This is a genomic window from Streptomyces sp. NPDC051561 (genome assembly GCF_044454195.1).
In the GTDB taxonomy this organism is placed as follows: Bacteria; Actinomycetota; Actinomycetes; order Streptomycetales; family Streptomycetaceae; genus Streptomyces.
Genome location: NZ_JBITDM010000022.1, coordinates 125,555 through 141,206, shown reverse-complemented (window position 1 = coordinate 141,206; position 15,652 = coordinate 125,555). Strand labels below are relative to the sequence as shown.

10 protein-coding genes are annotated in these 15,652 nt (G+C 69.5%); 7 read left to right on the top strand and 3 right to left on the bottom strand.

Going from position 1 to position 15,652, the window contains the following annotated elements; translation table 11 throughout:
* Positions 1–156 precede the first annotated feature (156 nt).
* The 3 genes from ACIA73_RS33990 (at position 157) to ACIA73_RS33980 (ending at position 3,044) form a co-directional block, all read left to right on the top strand.
* Positions 157–1,056, top strand: coding sequence for a ComF family protein (locus ACIA73_RS33990; protein WP_399442773.1), 900 nt, complete (start codon positions 157–159; stop codon positions 1,054–1,056).
* Between the two features lie 310 nt (positions 1,057–1,366).
* Positions 1,367–2,062 (top strand): ribosome hibernation-promoting factor, HPF/YfiA family, encoded by a 696-nt coding sequence (hpf, locus tag ACIA73_RS33985; RefSeq protein ID WP_399442759.1) that lies wholly within the window; start codon positions 1,367–1,369, stop codon positions 2,060–2,062.
* Between the two features lie 211 nt (positions 2,063–2,273).
* Positions 2,274–3,044 carry a response regulator gene (locus ACIA73_RS33980; RefSeq protein WP_399442758.1) on the top strand — a complete coding sequence of 257 codons (771 nt, stop codon included), beginning with the start codon at positions 2,274–2,276 and terminating at the stop codon, positions 3,042–3,044.
* A 19-nt stretch (positions 3,045–3,063) separates the two neighbouring features.
* On the opposite strand, the gene ACIA73_RS33975 is transcribed toward ACIA73_RS33980, so the two are convergent.
* Together ACIA73_RS33975 and ACIA73_RS33970 are read right to left on the bottom strand one after the other, a co-directional pair.
* The gene (locus ACIA73_RS33975) at positions 3,064–4,242 is read right to left on the bottom strand and encodes a winged helix-turn-helix domain-containing protein (protein WP_399442757.1); all 1,179 of its coding nucleotides are present in this window, start codon (positions 4,240–4,242) and stop codon (positions 3,064–3,066) included.
* A 9-nt stretch (positions 4,243–4,251) separates the two neighbouring features.
* The gene (locus tag ACIA73_RS33970; protein ID WP_399442756.1) at positions 4,252–4,893 is read right to left on the bottom strand and encodes a GNAT family N-acetyltransferase; all 642 of its coding nucleotides are present in this window, start codon (positions 4,891–4,893) and stop codon (positions 4,252–4,254) included.
* Between the two features lie 256 nt (positions 4,894–5,149).
* Here ACIA73_RS33970 and secA point away from each other — a divergent pair, with 256 nt between their 5' ends.
* Positions 5,150–7,975 carry a preprotein translocase subunit SecA gene (gene secA, locus ACIA73_RS33965; protein ID WP_399442755.1) on the top strand — a complete coding sequence of 942 codons (2,826 nt, stop codon included), beginning with the start codon at positions 5,150–5,152 and terminating at the stop codon, positions 7,973–7,975.
* A 176-nt stretch (positions 7,976–8,151) separates the two neighbouring features.
* Here the strand turns inward: secA and ACIA73_RS33960 are convergent, their stop codons facing one another.
* Positions 8,152–8,658 (bottom strand): Rv3235 family protein, encoded by a 507-nt coding sequence (locus ACIA73_RS33960; protein ID WP_399442754.1) that lies wholly within the window; start codon positions 8,656–8,658, stop codon positions 8,152–8,154.
* 342 nt (positions 8,659–9,000) lie between these two features.
* Here ACIA73_RS33960 and ACIA73_RS33955 point away from each other — a divergent pair, with 342 nt between their 5' ends.
* From ACIA73_RS33955 to ACIA73_RS33945, 3 genes are all read left to right on the top strand, one after another.
* Entirely contained in the window at positions 9,001–9,510 is a 510-nt protein-coding gene (locus ACIA73_RS33955; RefSeq protein ID WP_399442753.1) for a DUF6912 family protein, read from the top strand.
* 111 nt (positions 9,511–9,621) lie between these two features.
* Positions 9,622–10,275, top strand: coding sequence for an HAD family hydrolase (locus tag ACIA73_RS33950; RefSeq protein ID WP_399442752.1), 654 nt, complete (start codon positions 9,622–9,624; stop codon positions 10,273–10,275).
* Positions 10,276–10,641: 366 nt separating this feature from the next.
* Positions 10,642–15,615: an NAD-glutamate dehydrogenase gene (locus ACIA73_RS33945; protein WP_399442751.1), complete on the top strand. Its 4,974-nt coding sequence runs from the start codon at positions 10,642–10,644 to the stop codon at positions 15,613–15,615.
* The last annotated feature ends 37 nt before the right edge of the window (positions 15,616–15,652 follow it).

Here is a 15,652-nt window from a genome sequence, read left to right as displayed (position 1 = left end):
CGGCCCCGCCGCCCAAGCGGGCTGGCGGGGGTGGGGAGGGGTGGGTGGTCTCGCTGTCCAAGGGGGCTGACGGGGGTGGGGTGGGTGGGGTTGGGGGGTTATCCACAGGGGTGGTGGGGGTTGGGGTGGTGTGGGCAGAGTGGGGGCATGGGGGAACTGCGGGGATGGTGGCGGGAGTTCGCGGGGCTGGTGTTGCCGGTGGCTTGTGGGGGGTGCGGGCGCGGGCGGGTGCCGGAGGGGGTGTGCGGGGAGTGTGCTGAGGAGTTGTACGGGGGTGGGGCGGGGCGGGTGAGGCCGGATCCGGAGCCGGGTGGGCTGCCGGTGGTGCATGCGGCAGCGCGGTACGAGGACGCGACACGTGCGGTGTTGCTCGCGCACAAGGAGCGGGGGGCGCTGGGGCTGGCACGACCGCTGGGGGTGGCGTTGGCGGGGGCGGTACGGGGGGTGGTGGCGGAGGTTGGTGGGGCTTGTGGGGGAGTGGTTGGTGTGACGGGTGGGGTGGTTGGAGGTGGGGGTGGGGTGGCGTATTCGTGGGGGGTGGGGGTAGGTGGGGCGGCAGTGAATGCGATGCGGGAACTGGTGTTGGTGCCGGTGCCCTCTGCGCGCCGTTCGGTCGGCGCCCGGGGGCACGACGCGGCACGGCGGATCGCCTTCGCCGCCGCTGGTGAGCTGCGGCGGGGCGGGATCGCGGCACGGGTCGCGCCAGTGCTGCGACAGCGTCGCCCGGTGGGCGATCAGGCGGGTCTGGGTGCCCGGGAGCGGCCTGCGAATCTGTCCGGCGCCCTGGACCTGGTCGCCGGCGGGCACAGGCTGCTGGCGGGCGGCAGAACCGTGCTGGTGGACGACCTGATGACCACGGGGGCCTCGCTGACCGAGGCGGCCCGGGCGATCGGAGCGGCCGGGGCCCTGGACCCCGGGGCCGCGGGAGCCGGGAGGGGCCCGGAACCGAAAGCCTTGGGGGTGGCGAGATCGGGGTGCCGGAATGCCGGTGAACCAGCGGTCGTCGCTGCGGTTGTCGCGGCTCCGCCGTTATCTTTCGAAATAAACTGGAACTGAACGATTACTTCAATCGTTGCAGGTGGTGAGAGGGAAAATAGACCTGAACGGAGGTACGTGCCGGTAGCGGGTGCCGACATCCGCCCGAGCGAGCTATGTTCGGAAGTGAGGAAAAGCGGTTGCTGTGCCTCACTTAATGCACTGCCGTGCTTCAGGTTTTCCCTCGCACCCCGAAATGGGGGTGTGGATCTTCCCGACGGGGGAGGAGGAGGTGAAGTCGCCTAGTCCGAGACTTCGGCGCGAGCCGGAGTCTGGTGCAAGAGGGAAACGCTCCGCCAGCGGGCGGAGCAATCCGGGAACGGAGTTCTGCGTGGACATCGTCGTCAAGGGCCGCAAGACCGAAGTACCCGAGCGGTTCCGCAAGCACGTGGCGGAGAAGCTCAAGCTGGAGAGGATCCAGAAGCTCGACGGCAAGGTGATCAGCCTCGACGTGGAGGTGTCCAAGGAGCCCAACCCACGGCAGGCCGACCGTTCGGACCGGGTGGAGATCACGGTCCACGGACGCGGCCCCGTCATCCGGGCAGAAGCATCGGCGGGCGACCCGTACGCGGCGCTCGACCTCGCCACAGGAAAGCTGGAGGCGCGGCTGCGCAAGCAGCACGACAAGCGCCACACCCGTCGCGGCACCGGCAGGCTGTCCGCGGCAGAGGTGGGACAGACGGTTCCCGACGCCGCGGTCATCGACGGCGACGGTCAACTCGCCGTCGGCCAGGACGAGTCGGACACGTCCGTGCCCACGAAGAAGATCGGCTCGCTTGAGGTGCAGGGCGACGGCCCACTGGTGGTCAGGGAGAAGACCCACGTCGCCGCGCCCATGACCCTCGACCAGGCGCTCTACGAGATGGAACTGGTCGGACACGACTTCTATCTCTTCGTCGACGCGGAGACCAAGGAGCCCAGCGTCGTCTACCGACGACACGCCTACGACTACGGCGTCATCCACCTGGACACCGATCCGCTGGCCGAGTCCGAGGTCGGCGGAGCCGGCGGCGCACTCGGCGGCTAGCCGCCCAGCGTCGGCGTCCGACACGCCGACCCACCTTACGGTGGTGCCCCCGGAGAGCGTTCGCGCCTCCGGGGGCACCGCCACATGCGTCCTGAAGCAACCGTTCCGACGTCCGGGCATGGAATCATGGCACCGCAAGTCAAGAGGTGCTCTGCGGACTGTGGTTGGCGCAGCACATGAACTTCGGGCCATGGCCTCAGGGGGAGGAACGATGGCGGACAGCTTCGGTCCGGTGCACGGCGGCGACTACGCCCGGAGTGCTGACCGCGCGGCCGGTGGATCCGGTGCGGACGCCGGCACGGACACGGGCGGGTCCCGCAAGGAGCCCATCAGGGTTCTCGTGGTGGACGACCACGCGCTCTTCCGCCGAGGTCTGGAGATCGTCCTGGCCCAGGAGGAGGACATCCAGGTCGTCGGCGAGGCCGGGGACGGGGCGGAGGCCGTGGACAAGGCCGCCGATCTGCTGCCTGACATCGTGCTGATGGACGTGCGGATGCCCAAGCGGGGCGGGATCGAGGCGTGCACCTCCATCAAGGAGGTGGCCCCCAGCGCGAAGATCATCATGCTGACGATCAGCGACGAGGAGGCCGACCTCTACGACGCCATCAAGGCCGGTGCGACGGGATACCTGCTGAAGGAGATCTCGACCGACGAGGTCTCCACCGCGATCCGCGCGGTGGCCGACGGGCAGTCGCAGATCAGCCCCTCCATGGCGTCCAAGCTGCTCACCGAGTTCAAGTCAATGATCCAGCGCTCCGACGAGCGCAGGCTGGTGCCCGCGCCCCGGCTCACCGACCGTGAGCTGGAAGTGCTCAAGCTGGTCGCCACCGGGATGAACAACCGGGACATCGCCAAGGAGTTGTTCATCTCGGAGAACACCGTGAAGAACCATGTGCGCAACATCCTGGAGAAGCTCCAGCTGCACTCCCGGATGGAAGCCGTGGTCTACGCGATGCGGGAGAAGATCCTCGAAATCCGTTGAGGGCGCGGGTTGTTGAGGGCTACGCCTTGAGCGCCGCCAGCAGCGGTGCGTGCAGCTCCGCCGGGGTGGTGCGGTCCACCCGTACGTCTGTGCAGCCGACCCAGGAGGCTGCCTCCCACAGGGCTTTGGCCATCGCGGGCGCCGACTTGGCGGATTGCAGGGAGACCTGACGGGCCACCAGGGTGCTGCCCTCGCGGGCGGGATCCGCACGGCCGAGCAGCTGCCCGCCGGACAGCAGGGGCATCGCGAAGTACCCGTGAATCCGCTTGGGCTTGGGGACGTACGCCTCCAGGCGGTGGGTGAAACCGAAGACGCGCTCGGTGCGCGGCCGGTCCCAGATCAGCGAGTCGAACGGGGAGAGCAGTGTGGTGCGGTGCCGGCCGCGCGGCACGGTCGCCAGCGCCCGCGGGTCCGCCCAGGCCGGCCGCCCCCAGCCCTCGACCTCCACCGGAACCAGCCCGGAGTCCGCGATCACCTCGTCCACCTGGGCGTTTTTCAGCCGGTGATAGTCGGAGATGTCCTCGCGGGTGCCGACGCCCAGTGAGCGGCCCGCGAGAGCCACCAGGCGGCGTACGCACTCGGTGTCGGAGAGGTCGTCCTGCTGGAGGTCGGCGGGGATGGCCCGCTCGGCCAGGTCGTACACCCGCTTCCAGCTGCGTCGCCCGGTGCACACCACGTCGCCGTACATCAGGGCGCGCTCGACGGCGACCTTGGACTCCGACCAGTCCCACCACTCCCCGCCGTTCTTCGCGCCGCCCAACTCCGTTGCCGTGAGGGGGCCTTCGGTGCGGAGCTGCTTGATGACGCGTTCGTAGGCACCGTCGGTCAGCTCGTGGTGCCACTGGGGGCGGGCGCGGTAGGCGCGGCGGCGGAAGGCGAAGTGCGGCCACTCCTCGACGGGCAGGATGCAGGCCGCGTGCGACCAGTACTCGAAGGCGTGCGCGGGTTCGTCGTCGGCGGCCCAGTAGGCGGACTCGACCGTCCTGCGGTCCACGGCGCCGAGGCGGGCGTACGGAATCAGCTCGTGCGAGCGGGCCAGTACGGAGATGGTGTCCAGCTGGACCGCCCCCAGATGACGCAGCACCCCGCGCACCCCGGCGCGGCGGTCGGGTGCGCCCATGAATCCCTGTGCGCGCAAGGCGATTCGGCGTGCTTCGTCGGCGGAGAGGGCGACAACGGAGGGCGGCTGGAGGGTCATGAAGAAAGACTAGAGGGCGGCACTGACATCCGAGGCGGGAGCGGTCCGGGCGCCGGCCACGGCGTCGGTGGCCGCGACGTCGCGCGCCGGAAGATAGGGGTGCAGGCCGGGCAGCGCCAGGTCCGAGGGGAGCAGCGAGCCCACCCAGGAGTCGCGGGCGGTGCCCTGGTGGAGGGTGCCGGCCCGCTGGACGCCCTCCATGGTGAAGCCGAGCTTGCGGGCGGCCAGGCGCGAGGGTTCGTTGCCCACCTCGGCCCGCCAGATCAGGCGGTCCAGGGGCAGTGTGGCGAAGGTCCAGCGGATCACCGCGGTCGCGGCCTCGGCGACGTAACCCCGTCGTCGGTGTGGCGCTGCCGTCCAGAAGCCGAGCTCCCAGACCCCGGGGGTCAGATGCACGCCCACGCCGACTGCCGCGAGCAGGGGGCCGCCGCCCCGTGGACGTACCGCGAAATGGAAGCCGGTGCCGGTGCGCAGGCCCTCGCCCGAGATCTGTTCGACGAAATGGACGGCGTCCTTGTAGGTGTACGGCGAGGGAATGGTCGTCCAGCGGAGAATGTCCGGGTCCTGGACGGTGCGGAAGACCTCGTCGGTGTCGTCCGGGGCGAAAGGCCGCAGTTCCAGGCGGTCCGTGGTCAGCACAAAGGGTTCCATGACCGGATTGTCCTCGGTGTGTGAGCCGAGGGCGAACACTTTTCGAGTGCTGCCCCGGCACCTTCGGTGCGTGCCGGACGTTCACCTTGTGCAGGACGGTGCGGCTTCGTGAGGACGGACCTCCCGTGGCGGCTGGGTCCTCGCTTACGATGGCCGTTGCGGTGGGGCCCGCCTGCCGTGCCCGCGCCAAAGTCAGTACAGACACAGTCATAACCGACCCAGTGCACAGGCCCGACCGGCAAGGAGACCAGCCTCAGTGTCCGTCTTCAACAAGCTCATGCGTGCAGGCGAAGGCAAGATCCTGCGCAAACTGCACCGCATCGCGGACCAGGTCAACTCCATCGAAGAGGACTTCGTCAACCTCTCCGACGCCGAGTTGCGAGCCCTGACCGACGAGTACAAGCAGCGGTACGCCGACGGCGAGAGCCTCGACGACCTGATGCCCGAGGCCTTCGCGACCGTCCGCGAAGGCGCCAAGCGCGCCCTCGGCCAGCGGCACTACGACGTCCAGATGATGGGCGGTGCCGCGCTGCACCTCGGGTACGTCGCGGAGATGAAGACCGGTGAGGGCAAGACCCTCGTCGGCACGCTCCCCGCGTACCTCAACGCACTGTCCGGCAAGGGCGTGCACCTGATCACCACCAACGACTACCTGGCGGAGCGCGACTCCGAGCTGATGGGCCGGGTGCACAAGTTCCTTGGCCTGACCATCGGCTGCATCATCGCCAACATGTCGCCCGCCGAGCGCCGCGCGCAGTACGCCTGCGACATCACGTACGGCACGAACAACGAGTTCGGCTTCGACTACCTCCGCGACAACATGGCCTGGTCGCAGGACGAGCTCGTCCAGCGCGGTCACAACTTCGCGATCGTCGACGAGGTCGACTCGATCCTGGTCGACGAGGCCCGTACGCCGCTGATCATCTCCGGCCCCGCCGATCAGGCCACCAAGTGGTACGGCGACTTCGCCAAGCTGGTCACCCGCCTGACGAAGGGCGAGCCGGGCAACCCGCTCAAGGGCATCGAGGAGACCGGCGACTACGAGGTCGACGAGAAGAAGCGCACCGTCGCCATCCACGAGCCGGGCGTCGCCAAGGTCGAGGACTGGCTGGGCATCGACAACCTCTACGAGTCGGTCAACACCCCGCTCGTCGGTTACCTCAACAACGCCATCAAGGCCAAGGAACTCTTCAAGAAGGACAAGGACTACGTCGTCATCGACGGCGAAGTCATGATCGTCGACGAGCACACCGGTCGTGTGCTCGCAGGTCGCCGCTACAACGAGGGCATGCACCAGGCGATCGAGGCGAAGGAAGGGGTGGACATCAAGGACGAGAACCAGACCCTCGCCACGATCACCCTGCAGAACTTCTTCCGCCTGTACGACGGCCTGTCCGGCATGACCGGTACGGCGATGACCGAGGCCGCCGAGTTCCACCAGATCTACAAGCTGGGCGTCGTGCCGATCCCGACCAACCGGGACATGGTCCGCATCGACCAGTCGGACCTGATCTACCGCACCGAGGTCGCCAAGTTCGCCGCGGTCGTCGACGACATCGCGGAGAAGCACGAGAAGGGCCAGCCGATCCTGGTCGGCACCACCTCGGTCGAGAAGTCCGAGTACCTCTCCCAGCAGCTCGCCAAGCGCGGGGTGCAGCACGAGGTGCTCAACGCCAAGCAGCACGACCGTGAGGCGCCGATCATCGCCCAGGCCGGCCGCAAGGGCGCCGTCACCGTCGCCACCAACATGGCCGGCCGTGGTACCGACATCAAGCTCGGCGGCAACCCGGACGACCTCGCCGAGGCCGACCTGCGCCAGCAGGGTCTGGACCCGGAGGAGCACATCGAGGAGTGGGCGGCAGCGCTGCCCGCGGCCCTGGAGCGTGCCGAGGCGGCCGTCAAGGCGGAGCACGACGAGGTCAAGGAGCTCGGCGGGCTCTATGTGCTGGGCACCGAGCGCCACGAGTCGCGCCGTATCGACAACCAGCTGCGCGGTCGTTCCGGCCGTCAGGGCGACCCGGGCGAGTCCCGGTTCTACCTGTCGCTGGGCGACGACCTGATGCGTCTGTTCAAGGCGGCGATGGTCGAGCGCGTGATGGCGATGGCCAACGTTCCCGACGACGTACCGATCGAGAACAAGATGGTGACGCGGGCGATCGCGTCCGCGCAGTCGCAGGTCGAGCAGCAGAACTTCGAGACGCGTAAGAACGTCCTGAAGTACGACGAGGTGCTCAACCGGCAGCGCGAGGTCATCTACGGCGAGCGCCGCCGCGTTCTGAAGGGCGAGGACCTCCAGGAGCAGATCCGGCACTTCATGGACGACACCATCGACGCCTACATCCAGGCGGAGACGGTCGAGGGCTTCTCCGAGGAGTGGGACCTGGACCGCCTGTGGGGCGCGTTCAAGCAGCTCTACCCGGTGAAGATCACGGTGGAGGACCTGGAGGACGCCGCGGGCGACCGTGCGGGCATCACCGCCGAGTTCATCTCGGAGTCCGTCAAGGACGACATCTACGCCCAGTACGAGGACCGCGAGACGCAGCTCGGCTCGGACATCATGCGCGAGCTGGAGCGCCGTGTGGTGCTCTCGGTGCTGGACCGCAAGTGGCGCGAGCACCTCTACGAGATGGACTACCTCCAGGAGGGCATCGGCCTGCGGGCCATGGCGCAGAAGGACCCGCTGGTCGAGTACCAGCGCGAGGGCTTCGACATGTTCAACGCCATGATGGACGGCATCAAGGAGGAGTCCGTCGGCTACCTGTTCAACCTGGAGGTCCAGGTCGAGCAGCAGGTCGAGGAGGTTGTGGTGCAGGACTCCGCAGGTCTGTCGATGACCAAGGAGGACGCGGTTCCCGCTGCTTCGCAGAGCCGTCCGGAGATCCACGCCAAGGGTCTGGACGCGCCGCAGCGGCCCGACCGGCTGCACTTCTCGGCGCCGACCGTGGACGGTGAGGGCGGCATCGTCGAGGGTGACTTCGACACCTCGGCGGACGGGCCGACGCGGTCCGAGTCGGACGGGATGACGCGGGCGGAGCGTCGCAAGGCGCAGAAGACGGCGGGGCGTCGCCGCAACAAGAAGTAGGCGGTCGCTCCACGGCCGGCGGCTTACGACCTCGGGAGCCCGCGCGCTTCTGCCCCCGAGGTCGTTATGGCTTGCGGCCGGTGATCCGGTACGACGGTCCGGGCGCGCATCCCTCAGGGGGTGCGCGCCCGGACGTGTTCCCGGTCGTGTTTCAGACGCCGGTTCCCGGACGTGTTTCAGACGCCGGCCGGGGCGCCGACCCGTTCGCCGCCGAGGTCGACGGCGGTGCAGCGCCAGCGCTGGTCGGCGTGCATCTCCAGGCGGAAGGCCATGGCGCGGAGCTGCGGGCCCGCGCCGATCATGGCGAACGCCTCGATCACATCGGGGCGGGGCTGGAAGCTGCCGCACTTGCGGACAACGGGGCGCATGCCCCGGGTGCGGAACGGGGTCCGCGGGGCCAGCAGTACCAGTTGGTCGTAGGCCTCGCCGATCATCTGGTTCAGCATGCTGATCGCCGGGCGCTCGCCGCTGAGTACGGCCAGCAGGCGGACGGCGAACTGGTGGTGCAGTGGTGCGGGGGCGCGGGGCGGCCGGAGGGCCGGGGTGCGGGTGGCGGTGGTGCGGGTGGCCGTGCTGTGGGGGCCGGTGGCGGCGGGCCGTCCCGCGCCGGGGGTCCTGGGGTCGCGGCGGGTGGTGCCGGGCCGGGTGGTGCCGGGCCGGGTCTGCGTCTGCGTGCTGTGCATCGTGAGCGCCCCGCTCTGCCGTGCCGGTGTAGTACCGGGCAGTAACTTTCCGATGGGGATCTTGTACGGGGGCTTGGCGTGCGGCGGCAAGGGGCGCGCGGGGCGGCGGGGAGCGGGGCGGAGATTCACCTATCAGGGTGGCCGGGGTCAGGGGCTGCGGGTACGGACGTGGGGGGCGTGCGGCGTGGGGTGGACGGAGCCTGGAGGGGTACCGCCGCCCCGATGGGGGACCCGGAACGTATCCTTGTGGCCCTGGCGAGGATTGTTTCCGGTGGTTCGCCACCGGGATCGGCACCGGCTCGATCAGGCGAAAACCCACGTCCGACGAGGAAAGCGACAGCCATGCGCGTCTACGTACCCCTGACCCTTCCCGGTCTCGCAGCGGCGTACAAGGCCGGCGAGCTGGCCCCCGGACCGCTGGTCGCCTACGCGGTGACGCCGGGGCTGCGCGAGTGGTACGTCTCGGACGACATCGAGGAGCTGGAGTACGCGGCGCTGGGGCGCGCGGCGGCGGCCTCGCTGCGGCTGATCGCCGGGGACCCGGCGGCCGAGCGGCGCCGGATCGTGCTCGCGGTGGACGTGCCGGACGATGTGGTGACGGCCGATCCTGACGGGCGGGGGATGGACGCCGGGGCGATCGGTGAGGTGCGGGTCGAGGGTGCCGTATCGCTGAAGAAGGCCGGGGCGGTGCATGCGGACGCGGACGACGCCGGTGCGGACGTGACGGCTGCGGCGGCGGCGCTGGGGGCGGCCGATCTCGGGGACGACGATGCGCAGTTCACGGTGGACGGGGCGGAGGACCACGAGCTGTTGTGGTTCGGGGTGCAGGAGATTCCGGGGCTGATCGGCTGAGCTGCTGATCAGCTGAGCGGGCGGCGGGTCGAGCGGGATACCGGCTGGGGGCCGGCAGGGGGCAGGGGGCTCTCCCGTTGGGTTGTCAGACCTCGTGGGTACCGTTCTTTCATGAGGACGCACTTGGTGTGGGACTGGAACGGCACGCTGCTCGACGACATCGAAGCGGTCGTGGGGGCGAGCAACGCGGCTTTCGCGGAGGTGGGCCTGGAGCCGATCACCGCGGAGCGGTACCGGGAGATGTACTGCATACCGATACCGCGCTTCTACGAGCGGATGATGGGCCGTCTTCCCACCGCGGAGGAGTGGCTCGTCATGGACGACGCCTTCCACCGGCACTACGTCGAGCTGCGGGCGGCGTGCGGCCTGACGGAGGGCGTGGAGGAGCTGCTCACCGGGTGGGGCGCGGGCGGGCGGAGCCAGTCGCTGCTGAGTATGTACGGGCATGACGAACTGGTGCCGGTGGTGCGGTCGTACGGGATCGAGCGGCACTTCGTGCGGGTGGACGGACGGGTGGGCCCCTCGGGCGGGACCAAGGCAGAGCACATGGTGCGGCACCTGGCGGGGCTGGACGGGGTTGAGCCGGGGCGGGTCGTGGTGATCGGGGACGCGGTCGATGATGCGCTGGCGGCGCGGCATGTGGGGGCGGGGGCGGTGTTGTACACCGGGGGGTCGCACAGTCGCGAGGCGTTGAGGGCGGTGGGGGTGCCGGTGGTGGATTCGCTGGGGGAGGCGGTGAGGGTGGCGGAGGAGATGGTGGGCTGAGGGAGTGGGGGGCCGTGGCGCGCGAGGCCCCTGCGGTGGAAATGGACGAAACGTCGAGGTTCTGCGCGAGATGGACAACAGCAGGCGAATAACGACTCCCGGCCCAGTGGGGATAGCCTGGGGCAGTGATCAGCGCGATACGCCTCGGGGGCGGTGCAGCCCCCGGCCTTCGCCCGGCGCACTACCGTGCCCGGGCCCACGCTGGTTTTCCGAACCCGGACCCGTTGCCGAACATGGCCAATAAAGTCACGGGGATCTCCAATCGCGGCATAACGTCGACAGCGACCGGAAACACCGCGTCGTGGCGTTGTGCCGTTTTTCTTCACCACCTACGTCACGCAACGGCGCGCGACAGGAGCCGAGGACATGCAGACCAAGCTGGACGAAGCCAAGGCCGAGCTGCTCACGCGGGCAGCCCGGGTAGCTGAGAACAGCCCGGCGGGGGGACACCTTCCGACTGGGTCCGAGAGTGAAGGGGCGCCCGACCAGGACGCCCTACTCGCGTACCTCCAGCGCTACTACCTGCACACCGCCCCGGAGGACCTCGGCGACCGCGACCCGGTCGACGTCTACGGCGCGGCCCTCTCGCACTACCGGCTCGCGGCGAACCGCCCGCAGGGCACGGCGCGGGTGAGGGTGCACACCCCGACCGTCGAGGAGAACGGGTGGACGTGCAGCCACTCGGTCGTCGAAGTAGTGACCGACGACATGCCCTTCCTCGTGGACTCGGTGACCAACGAACTGTCCCGGCAGGGCCGCGGCATCCACGTGGTCATCCACCCGCAGGTGCTGGTGCGCCGTGATGTGACCGGCAAGCTCATCGAGGTGCTCTCCAAGCAGATCACCGGCGAGCTGCCGCACGACGCGATCGTCGAGTCGTGGATCCATGTCGAAATGGACCGCGAGACCGACCGCGCCGACCTCAAGCAGATCTCCCAGGACCTGCTCCGGGTCCTCTCCGACGTCCGTGAGGCCGTCGAGGACTGGGAGAAGATGCGCGACAGCGCGTTGCGCATCGCGGACGAGCTGCCGGGCGAGCCCAAGGCCAGCGACCTCTCGGACCAAGAGGTCGACGAGGCCCGCGAGCTGCTCCAGTGGCTGGCCGCCGACCACTTCACCTTCCTCGGCTACCGCGAGTACGAGCTGACCGGCGAGGACTCCCTCGCCGCCGTCCCCGGCACCGGTCTCGGTGTCCTGCGCTCCGACCCGCAGCACCACGAGGACGACGAGACGCACCCCGTCTCGCCCTCGTTCAGCCGCCTCCCGGCCGACGCCCGCGCAAAGGCGCGCGAGCACAAGCTGCTGGTGCTGACCAAGGCGAACAGCCGCGCCACCGTGCACCGCCCCTCCTATCTCGACTACGTCGGCGTCAAGAAGTTCGACGCCGAGGGCAACGTGGTGGGTGAGCGCCGCTTCCTCGGCCTGTTCTCCTCCGCCGCGTACACCGAGTCGGTACGACGGGTTCCGGTCATCCGGCGCAAGGTCGCCGAAGTGCTCCAGGGCGCCGGCTTCACGCCCAACAGCCACGACGGCCGCGACCTCCTCCAGATCCTGGAGACCTACCCGCGCGACGAGCTGTTCCAGACCCCGGTCGACCAGCTCCGCTCGGTCGTCACCTCGGTGCTGTACCTCCAGGAGCGCCGCCGGCTGCGGCTCTACCTGCGCCAGGACGAGTACGGCCGCTACTACTCGGCCATCGTCTACCTGCCCCGCGACCGGTACACCACGGGCGTACGGCTGCGCCTGATCGACATCCTCAAGGAGGAACTCGGCGGCACCAGCGTCGACTTCACCGCGTGGAACACCGAGTCGATCCTCTCCCGTCTGCACTTCGTGGTCCGCGTCGAGCGCGGCACCGAGCTGACCGAGCTCACCGACGCCGACGTCGAGCGCATCGAGGCCCGCCTCGCGGAGGCCGCCCGCTCCTGGGCCGACGGCTTCGGCGAAGCGCTCAACGCCGAACTCGGCGAGGAGCGTGCCGCCGAACTCCAGCGCCGGTACGCCCACGCCTTCCCCGAGGGCTACAAGGCCGACCACTCGCCGCGCTCCGCCGTCGCCGACCTGCTCCACCTGGAGCAGCTCGGCAAGGGCGGCAAGGAGTTCGCGCTCAGCCTGTACGAGCCGGTGGGCGCCGCCCCCGGCGAGCGCCGCTTCAAGATCTACCGCACCGGCGACCAGGTCTCCCTGTCCGCCGTGCTCCCGGTCCTCCAGCGCCTGGGGGTGGAGGTCGTCGACGAGCGCCCCTACGAGCTGCGCTGCACCGACCGCACCCACGCGTGGATCTACGACTTCGGCCTGCGGATGCCGCAGAACCCGGGTGCGAACGGCTCCGACTACCTCGGTGACGACGCCCGCGAGCGCTTCCAGGACGCCTTCGCGGCGGTCTGGACCGGCGCCGCCGAGAACGACGGCTTCAACTCCCTGGTGCTCGGCGCCGGTCTCACCTGGCGGCAGGCGGTGGTGCTGCGCGCGTACGCCAAGTACCTGCGCCAGGCCGGTGCGATGTTCAGCCAGGACTACATGGAGGAAACCCTCCGTACCAACGTCCACACCACCCGGCTGCTGGTCTCGCTCTTCGAGGCGCGGATGTCGCCGGGCCGTCAGAAGGCGGGCACCGAACTCACCGACGGGCTGCTCGAAGAGCTCGACGGGGCGCTCGACCAGGTCGCCTCGCTCGACGAGGACCGCATCCTGCGCTCCTTCCTGACCGTCATCAAGGCCACGCTGCGCACCAACTTCTTCCAGAGCGCCAGCGAGGGAAGGGACAGCGGGGGCCAGAAGGCCGCGAGCGGCACGCCGCACGCCTACGTCTCGATGAAGTTCGACCCGCAGGCCATCCCCGACCTCCCGGCGCCCCGCCCGGCGTACGAGATCTGGGTCTACTCGCCCCGCGTCGAGGGTGTGCACCTGCGCTTCGGCAAGGTCGCGCGCGGCGGTCTGCGCTGGTCGGACCGGCGCGAGGACTTCCGTACCGAGGTGCTCGGCCTGGTCAAGGCGCAGATGGTGAAGAACACCGTCATCGTGCCGGTGGGCGCCAAGGGCGGCTTCGTCGCCAAGAACCTCCCCGACCCGACGGTGGACCGCGACGCCTGGCTGGCCGAGGGCATCGCCTCGTACCGCACCTTCATCTCGGCGCTGCTCGACATCACCGACAACATGGTGGCGGGCGAGGTCGTCCACCCCAAGGACGTCGTACGGCACGACGAGGACGACACCTACCTCGTGGTGGCGGCCGACAAGGGCACCGCGACCTTCTCCGACATCGCCAACGAGATCGCGATCGCCTACGACTTCTGGCTCGGTGACGCCTTCGCCTCCGGCGGCTCGGTCGGCTACGACCACAAGGGCATGGGCATCACCGCCCGCGGCGCCTGGGAGTCCGTGAAGCGGCACTTCCGGGAGCTCGGCCACGACTCGCAGTCCGAGGACTTCACCGTCGTCGGCGTCGGCGACATGTCCGGTGACGTCTTCGGCAACGGCATGCTGCTCTCCGAGCACATCCGCCTGGTCGCCGCCTTCGACCACCGGCACATCTTCATCGACCCCACCCCGGACGCGGCCCTCTCCTACGCCGAGCGCCGCCGCCTCTTCGAGCTGCCCCGCAGCTCCTGGGCCGACTACAACACCGAGCTGCTCTCCCCGGGCGGTGGCATCCACCCGCGCAGCGCCAAGTCCATCCCGCTGAACGCCGCGATGCGCGAGGCCCTCGGCCTGGCGCCCGGCACCGCCAAGATGACCCCCGCCGACCTGATGCAGGCCATCCTCAAGGCGCCGGTCGACCTGCTGTGGAACGGCGGCATCGGTACGTATGTGAAGTCGACCGTCGAGACCAACGCGGACGTCGGCGACAAGGCGAACGACGCGATCCGCGTCAACGGCGACGACCTGCGGGTCAAGGTCGTCGGCGAGGGCGGCAACCTGGGCGCCACCCAGCTCGGCCGCATCGAGTTCGCCCGCACCGGCGGCCGGATCAACACCGACGCGATCGACAACAGCGCCGGCGTGGACACCTCCGACCACGAGGTGAACATCAAGATCCTGCTGAACGCCCTGGTCACCGACGGAGACATGACCGTCAAGCAGCGCAACAAGCTGCTGGCGGAGATGACCGACGAGGTCGGCACCCTGGTGCTGCGCAACAACTACGCGCAGAACACCGCACTGGCCAACGCGGTCGCCCAGTCCTCCTCGCTGCTCCACGCCCACCAGCGCTTCATGCGCCGGCTCTCCCGGGACGGACACCTGGACCGGGCGCTGGAGTTCCTCCCCAACGACCGCCAGATCCGCGAACTCCTCAACAACGGCAAGGGCCTCTCGCAGCCCGAGCTGGCGGTCCTGCTGGCGTACACGAAGATCACCGTCGCCGACGAGCTGATCTCCGGCGGCCTCCCGGACGACCCGCACCTGCGCACCCTGCTGCACGACTACTTCCCCGCACCCCTGCGGGAGCAGTTCGGCGAGCAGATCGACGCGCACGCGCTGCGCCGGGAGATCATCACCACGGTGCTGGTCAACGACACCGTGAACACCGGTGGTTCGACCTTCCTGCACCGCCTGCGCGAAGAGACCGGCGCGTCCATCGAGGAGGTCGTGCGGGCACAGTTCGCGGCCCGCTCGATCTTCGGCCTGAGCGAGGTCTGGGACGCGGTCGAGGCGCTCGACAACAAGGTGTCCGCCGACATCCAGACCCGTATCCGGCTGCACTCGCGCCGGCTGGTCGAGCGCGGCACCCGCTGGCTGCTCGGCAACCGCCCGCAGCCGCTGGAGATCGGTGAGACGATCGAGTTCTTCAGCGCGGGCGTGGCGCAGGTCTGGGCCGACCTGCCCAAGCTGCTCCGCGGCGCCGACCTGGAGTGGTACCAGGGCATCCTGGAGGAGCTGACCGCGGCGGGCGTGCCGGAGGACCTGGCGCTGCGCGTGGCGGGCTTCTCCTCGGCCTTCCCCGCGCTCGACGTGGTCGCCATCGCGGAGCGCATCGAGAAGGACCCGATGGACGTCGCCGAGGTGTACTTCGACCTCGGTGACCGGCTCGGCATCACCCAGCTGATGGACCGCATCATCGAGCTGCCGCGTGCCGACCGCTGGCAGTCCATGGCCCGCGCGTCGATCCGCGAGGACCTGTACGCGGCGCACGCCGGCCTGACCCAGGACGTGCTGTCCACCGGCAACGGCGGCTCCACCCCGGAGCAGCGCTACAAGGCCTGGGAGGAGAAGAACGCGGCCCTCCTCGGCCGTGCCCGCAGCACCCTGGAGGAGATCCAGGGCTCGGACGACTTCGACCTGGCGAACCTGTCGGTGGCGATGCGGACGATGCGCACGCTGCTGCGCAACAGGGTCTGACGTACCGGAGAAGGGGCGCCCACCGCTGCACGCGGTG